This is a genomic window from Nonomuraea sp. NPDC050643 (assembly GCF_040654715.1).
Lineage (GTDB): Bacteria > Actinomycetota > Actinomycetes > Streptosporangiales > Streptosporangiaceae > Nonomuraea.
Map to the genome: position 1 here is coordinate 23762 of NZ_JBFAIM010000044.1, position 16232 is coordinate 39993.

At 68.7% G+C, this 16232-nt stretch carries 12 protein-coding genes and 1 pseudogene; 7 read left to right on the plus strand and 6 right to left on the minus strand.

Annotation, left to right across the window (positions count from 1 at the left end):
- The first annotated feature begins 49 nt into the window (after positions 1 to 49).
- Together AB0I15_RS42035 and AB0I15_RS42040 are read left to right on the plus strand one after the other, a co-directional pair.
- Entirely contained in the window at positions 50 to 562 is a 513-nt protein-coding gene (locus AB0I15_RS42035) for a LuxR C-terminal-related transcriptional regulator (RefSeq protein WP_358109078.1), read from the plus strand.
- A gap of 433 nt (positions 563 to 995) precedes the next feature.
- Positions 996 to 1160: a S8 family serine peptidase gene (locus tag AB0I15_RS42040; protein WP_358109081.1), complete on the plus strand. Its 165-nt coding sequence runs from the start codon at positions 996 to 998 to the stop codon at positions 1158 to 1160.
- A gap of 90 nt (positions 1161 to 1250) precedes the next feature.
- Here AB0I15_RS42040 and AB0I15_RS42045 read toward each other — a convergent pair whose 3' ends face one another.
- A complete protein-coding gene (locus AB0I15_RS42045; protein WP_358109084.1) occupies positions 1251 to 2588 on the minus strand; it encodes an SLC13 family permease in 1338 nt (445 codons plus the stop codon).
- A gap of 223 nt (positions 2589 to 2811) precedes the next feature.
- On the opposite strand from AB0I15_RS42045, the gene AB0I15_RS42050 reads away from it, so the two are divergent.
- Positions 2812 to 4428, plus strand: coding sequence for a helix-turn-helix domain-containing protein (locus AB0I15_RS42050; protein ID WP_358109087.1), 1617 nt, complete (start codon positions 2812 to 2814; stop codon positions 4426 to 4428).
- Positions 4429 to 4466: 38 nt separating this feature from the next.
- Here AB0I15_RS42050 and AB0I15_RS42055 read toward each other — a convergent pair whose 3' ends face one another.
- The 3 genes from AB0I15_RS42055 to AB0I15_RS42065 are packed head-to-tail and all read right to left on the minus strand — an operon-like array spanning position 4467 to position 9430.
- Positions 4467 to 7244, minus strand: coding sequence for an FAD-binding and (Fe-S)-binding domain-containing protein (locus tag AB0I15_RS42055; RefSeq protein WP_358109090.1), 2778 nt, complete (start codon positions 7242 to 7244; stop codon positions 4467 to 4469).
- A gap of 28 nt (positions 7245 to 7272) precedes the next feature.
- A complete protein-coding gene (locus tag AB0I15_RS42060) occupies positions 7273 to 8439 on the minus strand; it encodes a CaiB/BaiF CoA-transferase family protein (RefSeq protein WP_358109093.1) in 1167 nt (388 codons plus the stop codon).
- Positions 8423 to 9430 (minus strand): hypothetical protein, encoded by a 1008-nt coding sequence (locus tag AB0I15_RS42065; RefSeq protein ID WP_358109096.1) that lies wholly within the window; start codon positions 9428 to 9430, stop codon positions 8423 to 8425. The genes AB0I15_RS42060 and AB0I15_RS42065 overlap by 17 nt, the downstream gene beginning before the upstream one ends.
- Before the next feature lie 147 nt (positions 9431 to 9577).
- Here AB0I15_RS42065 and AB0I15_RS42070 point away from each other — a divergent pair, with 147 nt between their 5' ends.
- The 3 genes from AB0I15_RS42070 (at position 9578) to AB0I15_RS42080 (ending at position 13219) form a co-directional block, all read left to right on the plus strand.
- A complete protein-coding gene (locus AB0I15_RS42070; RefSeq protein ID WP_358109099.1) occupies positions 9578 to 10315 on the plus strand; it encodes a haloacid dehalogenase type II in 738 nt (245 codons plus the stop codon).
- 539 nt (positions 10316 to 10854) lie between these two features.
- Positions 10855 to 12015 carry a GNAT family N-acetyltransferase gene (locus AB0I15_RS42075; RefSeq protein ID WP_358109102.1) on the plus strand — a complete coding sequence of 387 codons (1161 nt, stop codon included), beginning with the start codon at positions 10855 to 10857 and terminating at the stop codon, positions 12013 to 12015.
- 205 nt (positions 12016 to 12220) lie between these two features.
- Positions 12221 to 13219, plus strand: a complete 999-nt coding sequence (locus AB0I15_RS42080) for a hypothetical protein (protein WP_358109105.1) — start codon at positions 12221 to 12223, stop codon at positions 13217 to 13219.
- A gap of 55 nt (positions 13220 to 13274) precedes the next feature.
- Here AB0I15_RS42080 and AB0I15_RS42085 read toward each other — a convergent pair.
- Positions 13275 to 13406: pseudogene (locus tag AB0I15_RS42085) on the minus strand (IS5/IS1182 family transposase); the annotation flags it as partial.
- 261 nt (positions 13407 to 13667) lie between these two features.
- Positions 13668 to 14294, minus strand: a complete 627-nt coding sequence (locus AB0I15_RS42090; RefSeq protein WP_358109108.1) for a TetR/AcrR family transcriptional regulator — start codon at positions 14292 to 14294, stop codon at positions 13668 to 13670.
- Positions 14295 to 14499: 205 nt separating this feature from the next.
- On the opposite strand from AB0I15_RS42090, the gene AB0I15_RS42095 reads away from it, so the two are divergent.
- On the plus strand, positions 14500 to 15900 hold the full coding sequence (locus AB0I15_RS42095) for a hypothetical protein (protein ID WP_358109111.1): 1401 nt from the start codon (positions 14500 to 14502) through the stop codon (positions 15898 to 15900).
- The last annotated feature ends 332 nt before the right edge of the window (positions 15901 to 16232 follow it).

A 16232-nucleotide genomic window follows, 5' to 3' on the forward strand; every position in this document is an offset into this window, starting at 1 on the left:
TCCGGCGCAGTTGGTCTCCACCAAAGACCCGTGAATCACCGATGTGCGGATGCCGCCGCGCAACCTCGACGACGGGCTGCGGGCCGCGCTGGAGATCCGCGCCGAGCATCCGGGTATCGGCATTCTGGTGCTGTCGCAGTATCTCGGTGACGCCTACGCGGCCAAGCTGATCGCCGAGCCCGTGGGCGGGCCACGCGGCGGCGGCGTCGGCTACCTCCTCAAGGACCGTGTCGGAAGGGTCGCCGACTTCATGCACTCCCTCGACATCATCGCGGGCGGTGGCATCGTCATCGACCCCAAGGTCGTCGGGCATCTCATGTCCACCAGGCGCCCGCACGCGCTCGACATCCTCAGCGAACGCGAACGCGAGGTCCTGGGCCGGATGGCGACCGGGGAGAGCAACGGCCACATCGCCGCGGGCCTGCACGTCACCGAGGGCGCGATCGTCAAGCACATTGGCAACATCTTCGCCAAACTCGGCTTCCAACCGGAAGACGGCAACCGGCGCGTCCTGGCGGTCCTCACCTACCTCCAGGCGACTCCGCCGGGAGAACACCCGTAGTCCCTGTCACTTCGTCAGGGCGGCCGTTGACGGTGGTTGGGGCATCGGCCGGCCGGTGGGGAGTCCATCACGGGACTCGGCCGCTGAGGCCATCTGCACCTGCCGGCTGATCGCGATCAGATCGCCGTCACCCGGTTGCTGCAGTGGCGATACGGCGACGCCGACACCCGCGACATCCCGCTGATCACGCAGTCGGCATCGGGCCCGGCCCTCGCGCTCCGGGGCGCGCAGGGTACCCCTCAGCTCGGGCCCTCGGCATGACCACGCTTCGCCTGCCCAAGGGCAGCGCGGCCTCAGACGTGGAAGGAGGTGGCGGGCGACGCCCGCGCCCTGTCGGCGGGGGCGTACCAAGCTGTGGCTGGACGGCCGCAGGTCGTTCTCGCTGGACCAGAGCGTCAAGCAGATCGGCGCCCCGCAGGCGTGGCAGCAGGGTATGACGGGCAAGGGCGTCACCGTCGCGGTCCTCGACTCCGGCTACGACCCCGATCATCCGGACCGGAAGGACGCGGTGCCGCAGGAGCGCAACTTCAGCGACGACCCCGACATCCGCGACGCGCTGGTCGGCGGCATCCCCCTGCCGGCGTGCTCGGCCGGGTAGCGCTCGAATTCGGTCACGTCGCGGGCGGGATGTTCAGGGAGGTTGTTTCCGGGACTGGCGCGGCACCTGAACCCGGCACCAGACACCCACTCAGCGGACAGTGGGCAGGATCAGGCACGTCCACAGCACGGCGGGGGCGATCAGCACCAGGGACATGCCCCATGCCATCAGACCGCGGAAGGTCCTTTCGCGGGCCTCCTCGGCGGAGTTGGCCACGGCGAGGGCGCCCATGGTGGACAGCGGGCTGCAGTCGACGACGGAGCTGCACACGCACAGGGCCACGACCACGGAGGTGACGTTGAGATCACCGGTCAGCAGGAGCGGGGTGGCCAACGGGATCACCGCGCCCAGGAGGGCCGTGGTGGATGCGAACGCTGACACCACGGCGCCGACGAGCAGCAGGACCAGGGCGGCGATCAGTGGCGTGCCGATGGCGACGATGCCCTGCCCCAGCCACGTGATGGTGCCCTGCGCCTCCAACATGGCCACATAGGTCATGATGCCGCTGATGAGCAGGACGGTGGACCATGCCACCTTGGCGACGATCGCCTTGGCGGTGGCGGGGAAGGCCACGGTCAGCAGCACGCCGATCGTCAGCGCTACGAAACCGACGTGCAGGCCGAAGACCAAGGTGGCCACCATCAGCGCGACGAGTCCTCCAAGGGTGGCAACACGCTGCGCGTCCAGGGTCGGCACCTCCTCGGCCCCCTGGTCGGCGTCCTCCGTCGTCGTCGCGGCTGCGGTCGTTCCGGGGTGGTGAGGTGCCGGCGTACCGCTGACGACGGTCGCCGCCTGGGGCCTGGCCCGGCTCTCGTGCCGACGGCCGATCAGTTGGCGGCCACCGAGGACGAGGAACGCGGCAATGCCGAGGATGGAGGAGGCGGCGAATGTGCCGGCGAACAGGAGCCCGGGATCCGTGGCCAGGCCCGCGCCGTCGGTGACACCGTTGACGATCACGCCGTAGATCCCGATGGGCGAGAAGCCTCCGGCCGTGGTGCCTTGGATGACCATGAGGCTCATGAGCAGCGGATTGATCTCGTAACGGCGCGCGAACCGCAAGGCCAAGGGGATGGTGATGGCGCAGGCGGCGGGCGCCGCCGCGCCGATGGCGGTGATCGCCGCCGGGATCAGGAACATGCCGAAGGGCATCAGGGCGATGCGCCCGCCGACGGCACGAGTCGCGGCGTGTACCAGCCAGTCCACCGTGCCGTTGCGCATGGCCAGGGCGAACAGGTATGTCACGCCGACGAGGATGACGAACATCGTGCCCGGGAAGCCGGCCAGGATCTCCTTGTCGGACATGCCGAAAACGAACGTCCCGACCATGAACGTGGCGACCAGGGCCAGCGCGCCCATATTGACAGGCCTGACCGTGGCCACGAGGAAGACGGCCCCCAGCACCAGGAGCGCGATCACTTCGGTGGACATGCTGCCTCGATTCATCGTTGCTGGTGCACGGCCGGCCATGCGATTGCCACGATGGTAGGAGCGTGTGACGTGCATCACGTCAGGAGAAACTCCAAAGGAGCGGTGTCTCCGTTGGATGAATGGACCATGCCTCGGGCGGAGAGGAGTCGGCTATTCTGGGACAGACGTCGCAAATGGAGCTATCTCGGAGAGGGCGCCGCCAGCGGCGGATCGGCAGTATCTAATGAAGCTCAGTGACCTTCTCGTCACCCTGGGTTCGGAGCAGCTCCACGGGGAGACAGTCGTTCGTGAGGGTGCCGTAGTCGTCAGCGATGTGATCATCCACGACTCGCAGTCTCCGATAGAACGCGGGCAACTGGTGCTCGCCGTCGGCGTGGACGCCGGCGCCCCCGCTGCCGGCGACCTCGTCGCCAAGGCAGCGAAGGCGGGAGCGGCAGCCGTGGCGTTCCGGGCCACGAACGACCCGGGGCCGGCGCAGACCGCTCGTGACTGCGGTGTCTCCATCCTGCGCGTCGCGCCGCGACTGGGGTGGGCACAACTGGTGATCCTGGTGCGGACGCTGATCTCGGCCACGGCCGCCGACCCCGAGTCCCATGGCGAACGCCTGGCGCCGAGCAACGTGTACGGATTGGCCGACGCCATCGCCGCGCTCGTCGGGGGATCGGTGGTGCTCTACGACCGGGCGCACCGGGTCGTCGCGTATTCCGTCCAGGGATACGAGATCGACAGCGTCCGGCGCGACACCATCCTGGGGCGAAGGACGCCCGACCAGTGGGTCGAGCAGTTCACGGCCGACCGGAGCGCTTACGAGACCTTCCGGCGGCCGGATTCCGTGGTCCGGGTGGACGGATATCCCGGGCTGCGGACTCGGTTGCGGGTCGTGATCTGCTCCGAAGGCGAGATACTCGGCGAGATATCCGTCGCCGAAGGCCAGTACGCGCTCGGTCAGGAGGCGGAGGCGGCGCTGCTGCGGGCGGCCCGTCTGGCGGTGCCGTTCATGCTCAGGCATCGCCTGGTCGAGGACACCGACCGGGCGACAAGGACACGTATGTTGCGCGGGCTGCTGTACGGCGATGTCTCCTCGGAGAGGCATGTGGCGGCCGAACTCGGGCTGGAGGGCAAGGCGGGTTTCGCGGTGGTCGGGTTCGGGCGGAACGCCGCATCGTCGAGGGCGAGCTCTGCTGCGAAGGTGCTGGAGGAACGGGTCCTGCACCTGCTGTCACTGCAGATGAGCAGCATTGACCCGGCGGCCGGTGCGCTGCTGGACGGGTCGACCTACTACGCCCTCATCCCCACTCCAAGCGACGGCGCGCACGCCAGGATCATGCGGCGCGTCAAGCCGTCGCTGAGCCAGCTCGAGCACATGGGCGTGGCCTTGCACGCGGCGATCGGGTCGTGGGTGCCGGATCTGACGGCGATTCCAGCCGCGCGCCGGCTCGTGGATGACCTGCTGCACGTGGCGATGCGTGACACGCGGTCCGACGCTCACCGAATCGTGACCGTCGAGGACCTTTGGCCGGAGCTTGTGCTGCTGCCCGTAGAACGGGCAATCGGTGGCCCGGACTTCACGATGTGCGCCCAGTTGCAGCGGCTGCTGGAGCACGACCGGCGGCACAGGACCGACTACCTGCGCACGTTGCGCGTCTATCTTGAGGAGTTCGGATCGATCTCCAAAGCATCCGAACGCCTCGTGCTGCATCCGAATACGCTGCGACACCGCCTGCAGCGGCTCGGTGAGATCTCCGGGCTGGACATCGGCGACCACACCCAGCGGCTGGCGGTCGGGGTGCAGCTCCGCGTGCTCCAGGTGGAGGGTCGGGAGGAAGCCTCCCCACCCTGATGGCGGGCTCGCTTGCGGGGAGGTCTCCCCGTGCCGCGTCAGGCGTCACTGGAGTCGAGATCAATGGCGAGCAGCTCGGCGAGGTGTCTGCCACGACGACCGGCGAGCTGCTCCAACTGGGTGCGGCAGGAGAACCCGTCCGCCAGCACCTCCGTCGTGGGAGCGGCGGCGCGTACGGCGGGAAGAAGCGCGAGCTCGGCCACCGCGGTGCTGAGATCGTAATGGCCGCGCTCGGCGCCGAAGTTGCCGGCCATGCCACAGCAGCCCTCGACCACGTTCACGTCGATGCCCGTCCGCTCCAGCAGTGCCCGGTCCGGTGAGAATCCCAGCACCGCGTGATGGTGGCAGTGCGGTTGCACGATCGCCGACCTACCGCTCAGGTCGGGTGGACGCCAGCCTTCGACCGTGGCGAGCAGTTGGGCGAGCGGGCGCACCGCCCCCGCGACGGCGGTGACGTCGGGGCCGGGGCCGAGCAGTTCGAGGGCGTCTCCCGCGAACACCGCGGTGCAGGAAGGCTCCAGCCCGACGATGGGGACGCCGTTCCGCGCCGCCGTAGCGAGGGCCGCGACGCTGCGTCCAAGCACGCGGCGGGCGGTGCCGAGTTGCCCGGTCGACAGCCACGTCAGCCCGCAGCACAGCTCGCGGTCGGGGATGGTCACCGAGAAGCCGGCGCTTTCCAGCACCCGCACGGCCGCGACACCGATGTGCGGGGCGAAGGTGTTGGTGAAGGTGTCAACCCACAGCAGGACCGGTTCGCCCGGCGCCACCGGATGCCCGGCGAACCATCGCCGAAACGTGCGCGACGCCAAGGCCGGCACGGAGCGCCGGCGATCGACGCCTGCCAGCCTCTTGCCGGCAGAGCCCAGCGGACCAGACATCACGCGATTGGCGAATCGCGGCATGCGGGAGGCCAGCCGGGCCCAGATGGGCAGCCAGCCCAGCGAGTAGTGCGTGGCCGGCCGCAGCCGGCCACGGTAGCGCTGGTAGAGGGCCTCGGCCTTGTACGTGGCCATGTCCACCCCGGTGGGGCACTCGGCGGAGCACGCCTTGCAGGAGAGGCACAAGTCGAGCGACTGGAGCACCTCGGGCGACCGCCAGCCCGTCACGAGTGCTCCGTTGGCCAGTTCCTGCAGCACCCTCGCCCTGCCGCGGGTGGAGTCCTTTTCATCACGGGTGGCGCGATACGACGGGCACATCGCCCCTCCGGAAGAGCCGGCCGCCCGGCACTTGCCTACCCCGGTACACCGATGCGCGGCCGCACCGAAGTCTCCGCCGTCCGCGTCGTACCCGAAGCCCAATGCTGTGCGGTGCGATCGCGCGGACACCAGTCGCAGGTCGGCGTCGACGGGCCGGGGTCGCACAATGACTCCGGGGTTCAGCACATCCAGCGGGTCGAACACGTTCTTGACCGCGGCGAAGGCCTCCAGGGCGGCCGGCGAGTACATGTGGGGCAGCAACTCGCCCCTGGCGCGGCCGTCTCCGTGCTCTCCGGACATCGAGCCGCCGTGCCTGGCCACTAGCTTCGCGGCGTCGACGAGAAAAGCCCGGAACGCTGCCCGTCCGGTTGCGTGGCCCAGCGGGAAGTCGATGCGCGCATGCACGCACCCGTCTCCGAAATGCCCGTAGGGGACTCCCGTCAGCCCGTCTTCTGTCAGGAGCGCCTCGAAGTCGCGCAGGTAGGCCCCCAGACGCTCGGGTGGCACGGCGGCGTCCTCCCAGCCAGACAGGCCGGGCCTTGCGGCGGAGGCTCGCGCGGCCAGGCCGGCACCGTCCTCCCGGATCCGCCACAGCGCCGCCGCCTCGCCGCCGGCCGGCACCGTGCGCGAGCCGAGCGCGCCGGAGTCGCGGACGAGCGCCGCAGCCCGTCCGTCGAGGTCGTCCCCGCCCAGCTCGACGAGCAGCCAGCCGCCACCACGTGGCAGTTCCGGCACGGCCGGGGCTCCTCGGCGGCGACGGACGACGTCCACGATCCGCGAGTCCAGTCCTTCGAGGGCGATGGGAGCGAAGGGGAGGAGCGACGGCACCGCGTCGGCGGCGGACGCGATGTCGGGATAGCCGAGCACGACGAGCCGGGTGGCGGCGGGCGCGCGAACCAGATGTACAGTCGCCTGCCGCACCACCGCCCAGGTGCCTTCGGTGCCGACCAGTGCCTTGGCCACGTCGAACCCGCGCTCCGCCAGCAGGTGCTCCAGCGAGTAACCGGACAGTTGCCGAGGGAACCGGCCGAACTCGGTCCGGATCACCGCCAGCCGCGAGCGGACGACCCGGTCCAGGGCGGCCAGCACGGGTGCGGACCGCGGATCGGCGTCCGGGCCCACTCGGAGGTGCTCGCCGGCGCCGGTCACCACGTCGAGCCCGACCACGTTGTCGGCGGTGCGGCCGTAGCCGAGGGCGCGGGAGCCACACGCGTTGTTGCCGATCATGCCGCCGACGGTGCACCTGCTGTGCGTGGACGGATCAGGGCCGAAGCGCAGCCCGTACGGGGCCGCCGCTCGTTGCAGGTCGTCCAAGACCACCCCGGGATCGACCACGGCGACGGCCGCCTCCGGGTCGACATCGTGAATCCGGTTGAGGTGCCGGGAGAAGTCGAGCACGACGCCCGGTCCGATGGCGTTGCCGGCGATGGACGTCCCGGCGCCTCTCGCGGTGAGGGGCACCCCGAGCGAGCGGCAGGCCTCCACCGTCGCGGAAACCTCGTCACCCGCGCGCGGGAACACCACGACGGCCGGCACCACCCGGTACAACGAGGCGTCCGTGGAGTACTCGGCGCGACGTCGCGTGGAGTCGTCCACGTCGGTGACGCCGGCTCGGCGCAACGCGGCGACGACGTGCTTCCCGCTGCGCTCATCGGCCGGCCTCCCACGACAGGGCCGCCAGCACCTCATCGGTGTGCTCGCCGAGCGCCGGCACGCTCGTGCGGCGGTCGGGCAGGCCGCTGAGGTTGAACGGCGGCCTGAGCGCGCGCACGGGCCCGGCTGGGGAACCGATCTCGATCCATCGGGAACGGGCGTCGAGCTGGGGGTGCGCCACCAGGTCCCGCAGGTCGTTGACATCGCCGGTCGGCACGCCCGCGGTGATGAGCCGGGTGGTGACCTCGGCGATCCCGAGCGCCCTGAACCGATCCTCGATGAGCGGCTCGAGTGCGTGCCGGTGCCGTACACGCGCCTCGTTGCGGGCGAACCTCGGATCGTCGACGAGGTCGGGTAGCTCCAGCACCTCCATGCACAGCGCGCGCCACTGCGCGTCCGTCTGCACCGCGAAGTTGACGTGTCCCTCGTCGCCGACCCTGTATACGCCGTAGGGCACCATCATGTTGTGCCGGGCGCCGGCGCGGCCTGGCTGCCTGCCCGCGTAGAGCTGGTGGTACGCCGGCGCCATCATCCATTCGGCGAGGCAGTCCAGCATGGAAATGTCGATGAACCGGCCGCCGCCGTCACGTGACCTGTCCAGCACCGCGGCCAGGATCGACGACAACGCGTAGACGGCCGCACACATGTCCGCGATCGAGATGCCGACCTTCGCCGGTCCGTCCGGCTCTCCGGTGAGCGAGAGCAGGCCGGCCTCTCCTTGGATCAGCAGGTCGAACGCCTTGCGGTGCTGATAGGGCCCGTCTGCCCCGTAGCCGGAGATCGCGCACACGATCAGCCCCGGCCACCGGCTCGCGACGGTGTCATGGCCGAAACCGAGCCGGTCGACCGCTCCTGGGCCAAGGTTGTGAACGAAGATGTCGGCTCTGCCCAGGAGTTCGGTGAGGACCATCTGTCCGCGTTCGCTCTTCAGGTCGAGCGTCACGCTGCGCTTGCCCCTGTTCGCCCATACGAAGTACGCGGACTCGCCGTTGACCACCGTGTCGTACGCCCGGGAGAGATCTCCGCCCTCGGGATTCTCGATCTTGATCACGTCGGCGCCCAGGTCCGCCAGGTGGCGGGTGCACAGCGGCGCGGCCACGGCGTGTTCCAGGGTCACGACCATGAGCCCGGCCAGTGGAAACGCCTTATGAGTGTTCGTCATCGTTACCCTCCTTGGCGCCGCTCGGGTTCCGGAAGACGAACTCTCCCGACGCCACCGGACGGCCGTCCTGCCGAATTTCCGTGCGTGCGAACGATGTTCTGCGGGTGGCATGCGTGACCGTGGGCGACGCGGACAGCGGCGATGTCGGCCGGGCCACCGACGAGAACTGCAGCCGGCCCGACACCAGCCTCGGCCTACCACCGGCGGCTGCCCCGGGCAGCGTTGCCGTTGCCGTTGCCGTTGCCGTTGCCGTCGCCGTCGCCGCCAGCCAGAACAGAACCCCTCCCTGCACCTGTCCCGAGCGGTTGAGCATCGCGGCGTTCGGAGAAAGCAGAGTGTCACCCGGCATGTCGGGATCACCGGTGCACGCGGCCGCGAGCAGCGCGTCCGTCCAGGAGAAGTCCTTGCCGAGCTGCGGCGCCCCACGGGCGGGCAGGGCGGCGAGCACCGCCCGCTCCGCCTCCGAGAGCGGTTCCACCGCCCGCCCCTCGGCGCTCCTCGCATCACCCGGCGTCTCCCATGGCAGCGGGACGAGATCCGGTGCCGATTCCGACACGGCGAAGAGCGCGAGACAGCGACCGATCGGCCTGCCTTCGTGCAAGATCACGCCGTGGGTGCGGCCGAGCCCGGTGATGACGGGCTCGCTCCAGCCGCGCACCGACGTCCCTGTGGGCAGCCGGACCGGGTCGAGTTCGAGCGTGAGGGTCAGCGTGGGCAGTGGGCGCCCGGCACCGAGTCGTGAGCGCAGCGCCGCGCCCAACGCGAGATCGGCCAGCATGGCGATGTCCAGCAGCCCGAGGGATGCGCTGCCGAGCGCGTCACCTGCGTCGCAACGCAGCTCGTGGGCGGCCGGCCCGACAGCCGGCATCGCTTCGACTCCCACCATGCCGGCGAGCCAGGGAACGCCGGTCACCCGGGCGAGCTCGAAGGCGCGGAGCGCTCTGGCGGCGATGTCGTCGTCTCCTGTGTCGCGTGGCTGCATGTGCTCCACGCTTCATCACCCCGCGCCGCGAGGGCCAGGTGGGATCTCCCAACGCGACGCGCCTGGGATTGCACGAACACCCGATGCCAGGGGACCTGTCGACCGCCTAGCTTCGGCTGCATCAACAGTCGTTCTCGCCTTCCAGGAGTATTCGTCATGGAGAACAGGGAAGACGCCGTCCGCGGAGTCAAAGCGCTGATGTTCGACTTCTACGGGACCGTCGTGGACATGCAGGGCGGGCTCACCGAGGCCATCGCGCCGTACCTTGCCGCCAAGGGTTACACCGCCAACCCGCCGTCCCGCGTGGTGACCTGGTGGCGGCGGACCCACTTCGAGAACTCGATGATCGACGCCCTGCTCCACCGCGAGCACACCCCGTACCGGGAGATCGGCCGCCAAGCCGTCCACTACACCCTGGACCGGGCCGGCATCGAGCACACCGACGAGGAGGTGCGCGGCCTGGTCTCCCAGATCGAGCGGCTCAAGCCGTTCCCGGACGTCGTCGACGCGCTGTCCGACATCAAGGCACAGGGCCTCGACCTGGTCATCCTGTCGAACGGCGACGATGACATGCTGGCCAGCGGCGTGCCGTATTCGGGTACCGAGCACCTGTGGGATCGGGTGATCTCGGTAGCGGAGGCCAAGTCGTTCAAGCCGCACGCCGACACCTACCGGACGGGTGCGTGGCTGATGGAGTTGGAGCCGGAGCAGGTCCTTTTCGTGGCGAATCACGCGTTCGACTGCGTGGGCGCGAAGGCCGCGGGCATGAAGACCGCATTCATCGACCGGCGCAAGCGGCCCTTCGGCAACTCGACCTACCCGCCGGACCTGGTGGTGGAGGACCTCGCGCACCTGGCCCAGACGGTCATGCGGGAAGGGCGGGCAGTGGCCTGACCGCTGACGGCGGCGGCCCCTGGATGCGACGCGGCTGGGACCGGCCGACGACGCCACCGCCACCCAACCGCGAGGGGTGAACTCGTCGCCGTGGCGCATGCAGCAGGTGACAACGACCCGGCGCCGGGCAGGGTCGGCCGGCGGCATGAACCGCTCCAGGCGGTCGCCCGTGGTTGCGGCGCAGCCAGATCATCGGTGAGTGCCCGGAAAGTGATCCGGTCGCCTCGGCGGATCATGTCGTCCAGTCCTTGCTCGGCTCGCGGAATGGCGGCGGCCGTCTTGGTTGGGGCGGCTCTGCGTAGGTTGTCGGGATATCCGCGCATTGTCACGGGTCTCCTCTGCGGTGGCGGCGCCGGCGCCTTCCAGGTTCCCGGCGCACGGCCAACCCCCGCGCGCCTACGCCTCCGCGATCGACCGCGTCATCACCCGATTCGGCCGCGAGCGGGCGCTGGCCGAGATCGACACGGGCGAGATCACCAGTCGGCAACAACCTCTGAGGCGCTGCAGTACGCAAGGAGACGACGGTCGTTGCCACCGCGATGACCGGCAGATCCGTCATCGACTGCGCGGCCGACGAGTTCGCAAGGGGCTGTTTCGGCACGGCCGGCTACGACGACACCTCCGGCCTTCCCCAAGGCGCCCTGCTGGCCAGCCTCGGCTGCGGCAACCCGGTGGCTGTGGCCGAGCTCCGAGCCGGGCAGAGCGTTCTCGACCTGGGCTCAGGTGGAGGCATCGACGTGCTGCTGGCCGCCCGCCGGGTCGGCCCGTACGGTACGGCCTACGGACTGGACGCCAGCCCCGACATGATCGAGCTGGCCCGGCGCAACGCGGCAGACGTAGACAACGTCGCGTTCCTGCACGGCACGATCGAGGACATCCCGTTGCCCGCGCACGCCGTGGACGCGGTCATCTCCAACTGCGTGGTCAACCTGTCCGATGACAAGGCGGCCGTACTGGGCGAGGCGTTCCGGGTGCTGCGGCCAGGCGGACGGCTGACGATCAGCGACATGGTCACCGACGAGAACGTCGACCCGGCCGCCGTGCAGCGGCTGGGGTGCGATGCCGGGACCCTGGCGCTGAGCGACTATCGCAAGCTGCTGCGTACGAGCGGGTTCGTCAACCAGGCGATCACGCTCACGGTCGACCACGGCGGCGGCGTGCACTCGGCCATCGTGCACGCCACCAAGCCCGCCATCGGCCCTGGCCTGGAGATACGCCCGATGCGCGACGGCGACGCCGGACAGGTGCTCGCCATCTACCAGAAGGGCCTCGACACCGGCCAGGCCGGTGTCGAGACCACCGCCCCAAGCTGGGAAGGCTTCACCGAGAGCAGATTGCCGTATCTGCGCTACGTCGCCGTCGACACCGAGACGAACGACCTCGTGGGGTGGGTCGCCGCGTCCGCCGCGTCCAACCAGCCGGCCCATGCCGGGGTGATCGAGCACAGCGTCTACGTGCACCCGCGCCACCAGGCGCACGGCATCGGCCGCGCCCTGCTCGCCGCCTTCATCACCGCATCCGAGGACGCGGGGATCTGGACCATCCAGTCGAGCATATTCCCCGACAACGCCCGCAGCCTCTCCTTGCATCAGGCGCTCGGCTTCCGCATGGTCGGCGCCCGCGAACGCATCGGCCGGTTCCACGGCTCCTGGCGCGACGTGATCATGATGGAGCGACGCAGCAGGACCGTCGGGAGCTGAGCCCACCCCGGACCTTCGTGTGTGGGCGCTGCCGGCACCGCTCGCGGCTGCCCGTCGCCGGCCGCGCCCCCAAATCGGCGTCTCAGGCGCCGACATCCGCTTTCTGTGCCTCTCCCATGTCCGGGATCGGCACCAGCCTCGCCCTGGTCGGCCCCTGCATGCTTGTCGGCGAACCGTTGAAGCCCGGGCAGTATTGTGCGGTGCCATGACCGACTCCACACCGCCGCCGTGGGTTGATGATCTCTTTCCGTTTCCCACCCCGCCCGCACTCCGTACGCTGGTGGACATCGCCTGGCAGCACGCTTACGACTTTTACCTGGAGAACGAGTCCTACGATTACGGCCTGTTGGAAACTCACTACGATTTCATCTTCGACTTCGACATGTTTCCCCGACCGCCCGATGGCTGCGACGTCGATCCGGAGTTCTTCCGGCAGCCGTCGACACCGTTGTACGCCACGCCGGAGTTCGTACCCTTCGGTGCTCTGGGCGACGGCGGGTACGTCGGCTGGCTGGTGCCCGCGCCGGAACTCGGGCGGCTGGATCATCCGGTTGCGCTGGCCAGCGGTCATGACTACGGGGTGACCCTGATCGGGGCGGACACCCGTTCCGGTCTGGAGTTCATATTGTCGTGGGCGTTGCGGCGGTGGCGCGAGCGGCCGGCCCTGGAACCGCCTGCGGGGCGTGATCCGGATGTGTGGCGCGCCCAGAACCAGTACCTCAGCGATGCGCGCGCCGAGGACCGGCGACTCCTCGATCGGCTGGCCGCCGAACTCGGCGTACGGCCGGGCCCGGATCGGACGTACCCCGGCTCGTCCTGGCGCGGCTCCAGCGTCTCGGAGGACACCGAGTTCGAGATCGTGTTCGACGTACTGGAGGGGTGGCGGCACGAGCCCGGCGAGGACGGCATAGGTGTGCTCGCCCCAGCCGCCACGTACGCCGATCGGAGGCCGGTGGTCGTGGAGGACCCGCCGCTCGAGGCAGAGCTGGTCGCCGCCGCACACTGGCTCGATGCCGGACGGCCGGCGACCGCGCTGCTCGGGCTCAAGGACACGTTCGTCAACAGACCGAGCTGCTACTTCGCCGACCTCAAGCCGTTGTGGGCACGCGCGTACCGAGATCTCGGCCGGCCCGAATACGCGGAGCGCCTCGACCTGATGACGCCGATGTACCAAGATTCGTGCCACTGCCGCACCCCGCACTGACCAAAGGTCAAGAGCATGGGTTGCGGATCATAGGCGTCGATCAGGCCGGCCCGGCGCGGGTGACCGCGGAGTCGTAGCCGGCATGCAAATGTACGGTGACCCGCTCCGGCAGCGGCCCCAGATCATCAAGCTTGTCCGGGGTCGGGGCGAGCAGCGGAGCCTCATGACGGTTCGCTCCGGCCAGGACCCGGTTCAGCGTCTGCCGTACCCTGGCGATCTGTCCGATGAGCGGTGGGAGCTGATCCGGCCGCCAGTGGCGTTACCTGCGAAACCACCGCCGGCGCGAAGCGTATGGAGGAATTCAAGCTCCTTCGTGACAGCCGAATCGCTCCCACGAACAAGACTTCACCCAACAACCGACCATGCCACGCCTCAGGCGGCGGAAGCCCTGCTCAACAAGCTTTCGCAGGTCCATCCTCGGCATGCCGTCGGGCCCTCTCGGGCGAGGTCATAGATCGAATCCGGTTCGCAGGTGGGCGACGGTGTCCTCCAATATGGCGGGCAGATCGAATTCGTCGCCGTTGCCCGCGGTGAGCCAGGCCACCGTCATGGATCCGCAGAGCATTCTGGTGAGGCTGAGGATTTCCGGGTCGGTCGAGTCGCGTCCCGCCCGTTCGGCGAAGAGTTCGGACATCACCCGGATGACGGTGGTCAGACTGCCCATGTTCGCGGCCCACGCCTCGGGAATGGACACCACCAGCCGGGCCCTGTTCTGCAGGTCCACGTGCTCCTGCCGACTGGCGCCGGTGTCATCGAAAGCGGTGCGAACGGCGTTGTGCAGTGCGGCGACGACGCCCAATTCTGCCGGCTGGGCCCGAAACGGCGCGATGAACGGCCTGATCAGGATGAGGTCATCGTCGATCACCACCAGATCATGCTTGGTGGGGAAATACCGGAAGACCGTACTCGGCGCGAGATCCGCGGCGGCCGCGACCTGCTCCACCGTGGTCGCGTGATAGCCCTGCTCACTGAACAGGCGCAGCGCGTGCCGTTGAATCGCCTGCTTGGTCCTGGCCCGCTTACGTTCCCACGGCCCATCGGACGATCCGTTCTCGGACAGCTCACTTCTCCCCACGTCTCGATGCGCTCCTCGGCGGACGGGTCACAACCGCAGCGACATCGTACGCCAGCATCCCCGAACAGCCGCTGACCTTGGACAACCTGCTGGGTGTCCAGTCTCACAATGGGTGTGTTCCCTCAATATGAGAGATTACTCCTAAGTTGGGGCTAGACTCGCATCTCGAACCGCATGTGACCAGCGAGCAGAACAGGAGCAGATGATGGTGACCAAGATCGAAACTGACTACCTCGTGGTCGGCGCGGGCGCCACGGCGATGGCCTTCGTGGACACGCTGCTGACCGAATCGGACGCGACCGTGGTGCTGGTCGACCGCTATCACCAACCAGGCGGGCACTGGACGGTCGCCTATCCCTACGTGCGGCTACATCAGCCCTCGGCGATGTACGGCGTGAACTCCCGTCCACTCGGCAACGACACCATCGACCAAACCGGCTGGAACGCCGGACTCTACGAACTGGCCGGCGCAAGCGAGATCTGCAGCTATTTCGACCAGGTCATGCGGCAGACGTTCCTGCCGTCCGGGCGGGTGTCGTACTTTCCCATGGCCGAATATGACGGTGGCGGCCGATTCCACCTGACGACCTCCGGTGACGAATACCAGGTGACCGTGCGACGGAAGATCGTGGACACCACCTATCAGGGTGTGACCGTGCCCGCCATGCAACCACCAGAGTTCCCGATCGCTGCCGGCGTCCGCGTGGTGCCCCCCAACGAGCTGCCGGCCATTCGCGAACCCCACGGTCAGTACGTGATCATCGGTGCCGGCAAAACCGGGATCGACGCCTGCCTCTGGCTGCTTGAACGAGGAGTCGCCCCCGCGGACCTGACCTGGATCATGCCCCGTGCACCGTGGCTCATCGACCGGGCCACCGTGCAACCACGCCCTCTCTATCGCGTCGAAGACATCGTGAAAGACTACGTCGCCAAGCACGACGCCATCATGCGAGCCGAATCCGTACCCGACCTCTTCGACCGGCTCAACGCCGCCGGTGTCCTGCTGAGAATTTCCCCGGACGAGCGGCCGACGGCGTTTCGCTGCGCGACCGTCTCGCAGGCCGAGCTGGAACAGCTACGCACGATCGAAAATGTCGTCCGCCTCGGCCGGGTGAAACGAATCACCGAAACAGACATCGAACTCGACGGTGGCACCGTACCGACCAGCCACCGCGCGTTGTATGTGGACTGCACCGCCGACGCCGCCAAGCAACTCCCCATCGTCCCGATATTCCAAGATGGGCTGATCACTCTGCAATCGGTGCGAGCATGCCAGCCGGTGTTCAGCGCGGCCCTCATCGCGCACGTGGAGGCGACCCATCCGGACGACTCCGTGAAAAACGAGCTCTGCCCTGTTACGCCAAACCCGAAAACCGACACCGACTGGCTGCGGTTCGCACTGTCCATCAATGCGGAACAGCTGCGCTGGTCGGGCAACGACGACATCGGCGCCTGGATGCACACTTCCCGGCTGCAACCGAACATCGCCCCGCCGATGCCGGAAGACCCGGCAGAACGAGCCGCCTTCGAACAGCAGGGCCTGGCCATAGCGCGCGAACAGAGCGCAAAACTCCAACAACTCCTGGATGCGCACAACGCACTGTAGGCCCCCAACTCGTTGATGCCGGGCGATCGATCTTCGCGGATGATTTCCCGCCTCTGCGTGCCTCGACAGAACCCGGCGTTCAACGGTCGGACGGACGCACGCGTGGCTGACCTGAGCAGGAATCGAGCGCTCTGCCCGGCTCCGGCCGCCATGCCGGGCAGAGCGCTGGATGAATTCGTGCTTCGGCCGGCCATGGTCGGCGACCGGAATGGCGTACCGAACCGCAAACGGCCGCGCAGGCCACCACCCCCCGATGGCTCGATCGCGTGACTCGAACAGAAGGAGACCCGACCCTGATGAGCAGACGGGGCAGACGTAGGAACTGGCCTGGG

Coding starts and splice junctions, on each gene's coding strand:
- AB0I15_RS42035 (WP_358109078.1), top strand. CDS start 50: ATGCCGCCGCGCAACCTCGACGACGGGCTGCGGGCCGCGCTGGAGATC.
- AB0I15_RS42040 (WP_358109081.1), top strand. CDS start 996: ATGACGGGCAAGGGCGTCACCGTCGCGGTCCTCGACTCCGGCTACGAC.
- AB0I15_RS42045 (WP_358109084.1), bottom strand. CDS start 2,588: ATGTCCACCGAAGTGATCGCGCTCCTGGTGCTGGGGGCCGTCTTCCTC.
- AB0I15_RS42050 (WP_358109087.1), top strand. CDS start 2,812: ATGAAGCTCAGTGACCTTCTCGTCACCCTGGGTTCGGAGCAGCTCCAC.
- AB0I15_RS42060 (WP_358109093.1), bottom strand. CDS start 8,439: ATGACGAACACTCATAAGGCGTTTCCACTGGCCGGGCTCATGGTCGTG.
- AB0I15_RS42070 (WP_358109099.1), top strand. CDS start 9,578: ATGGAGAACAGGGAAGACGCCGTCCGCGGAGTCAAAGCGCTGATGTTC.
- AB0I15_RS42075 (WP_358109102.1), top strand. CDS start 10,855: ATGACCGGCAGATCCGTCATCGACTGCGCGGCCGACGAGTTCGCAAGG.
- AB0I15_RS42080 (WP_358109105.1), top strand. CDS start 12,221: ATGACCGACTCCACACCGCCGCCGTGGGTTGATGATCTCTTTCCGTTT.
- AB0I15_RS42095 (WP_358109111.1), top strand. CDS start 14,500: ATGGTGACCAAGATCGAAACTGACTACCTCGTGGTCGGCGCGGGCGCC.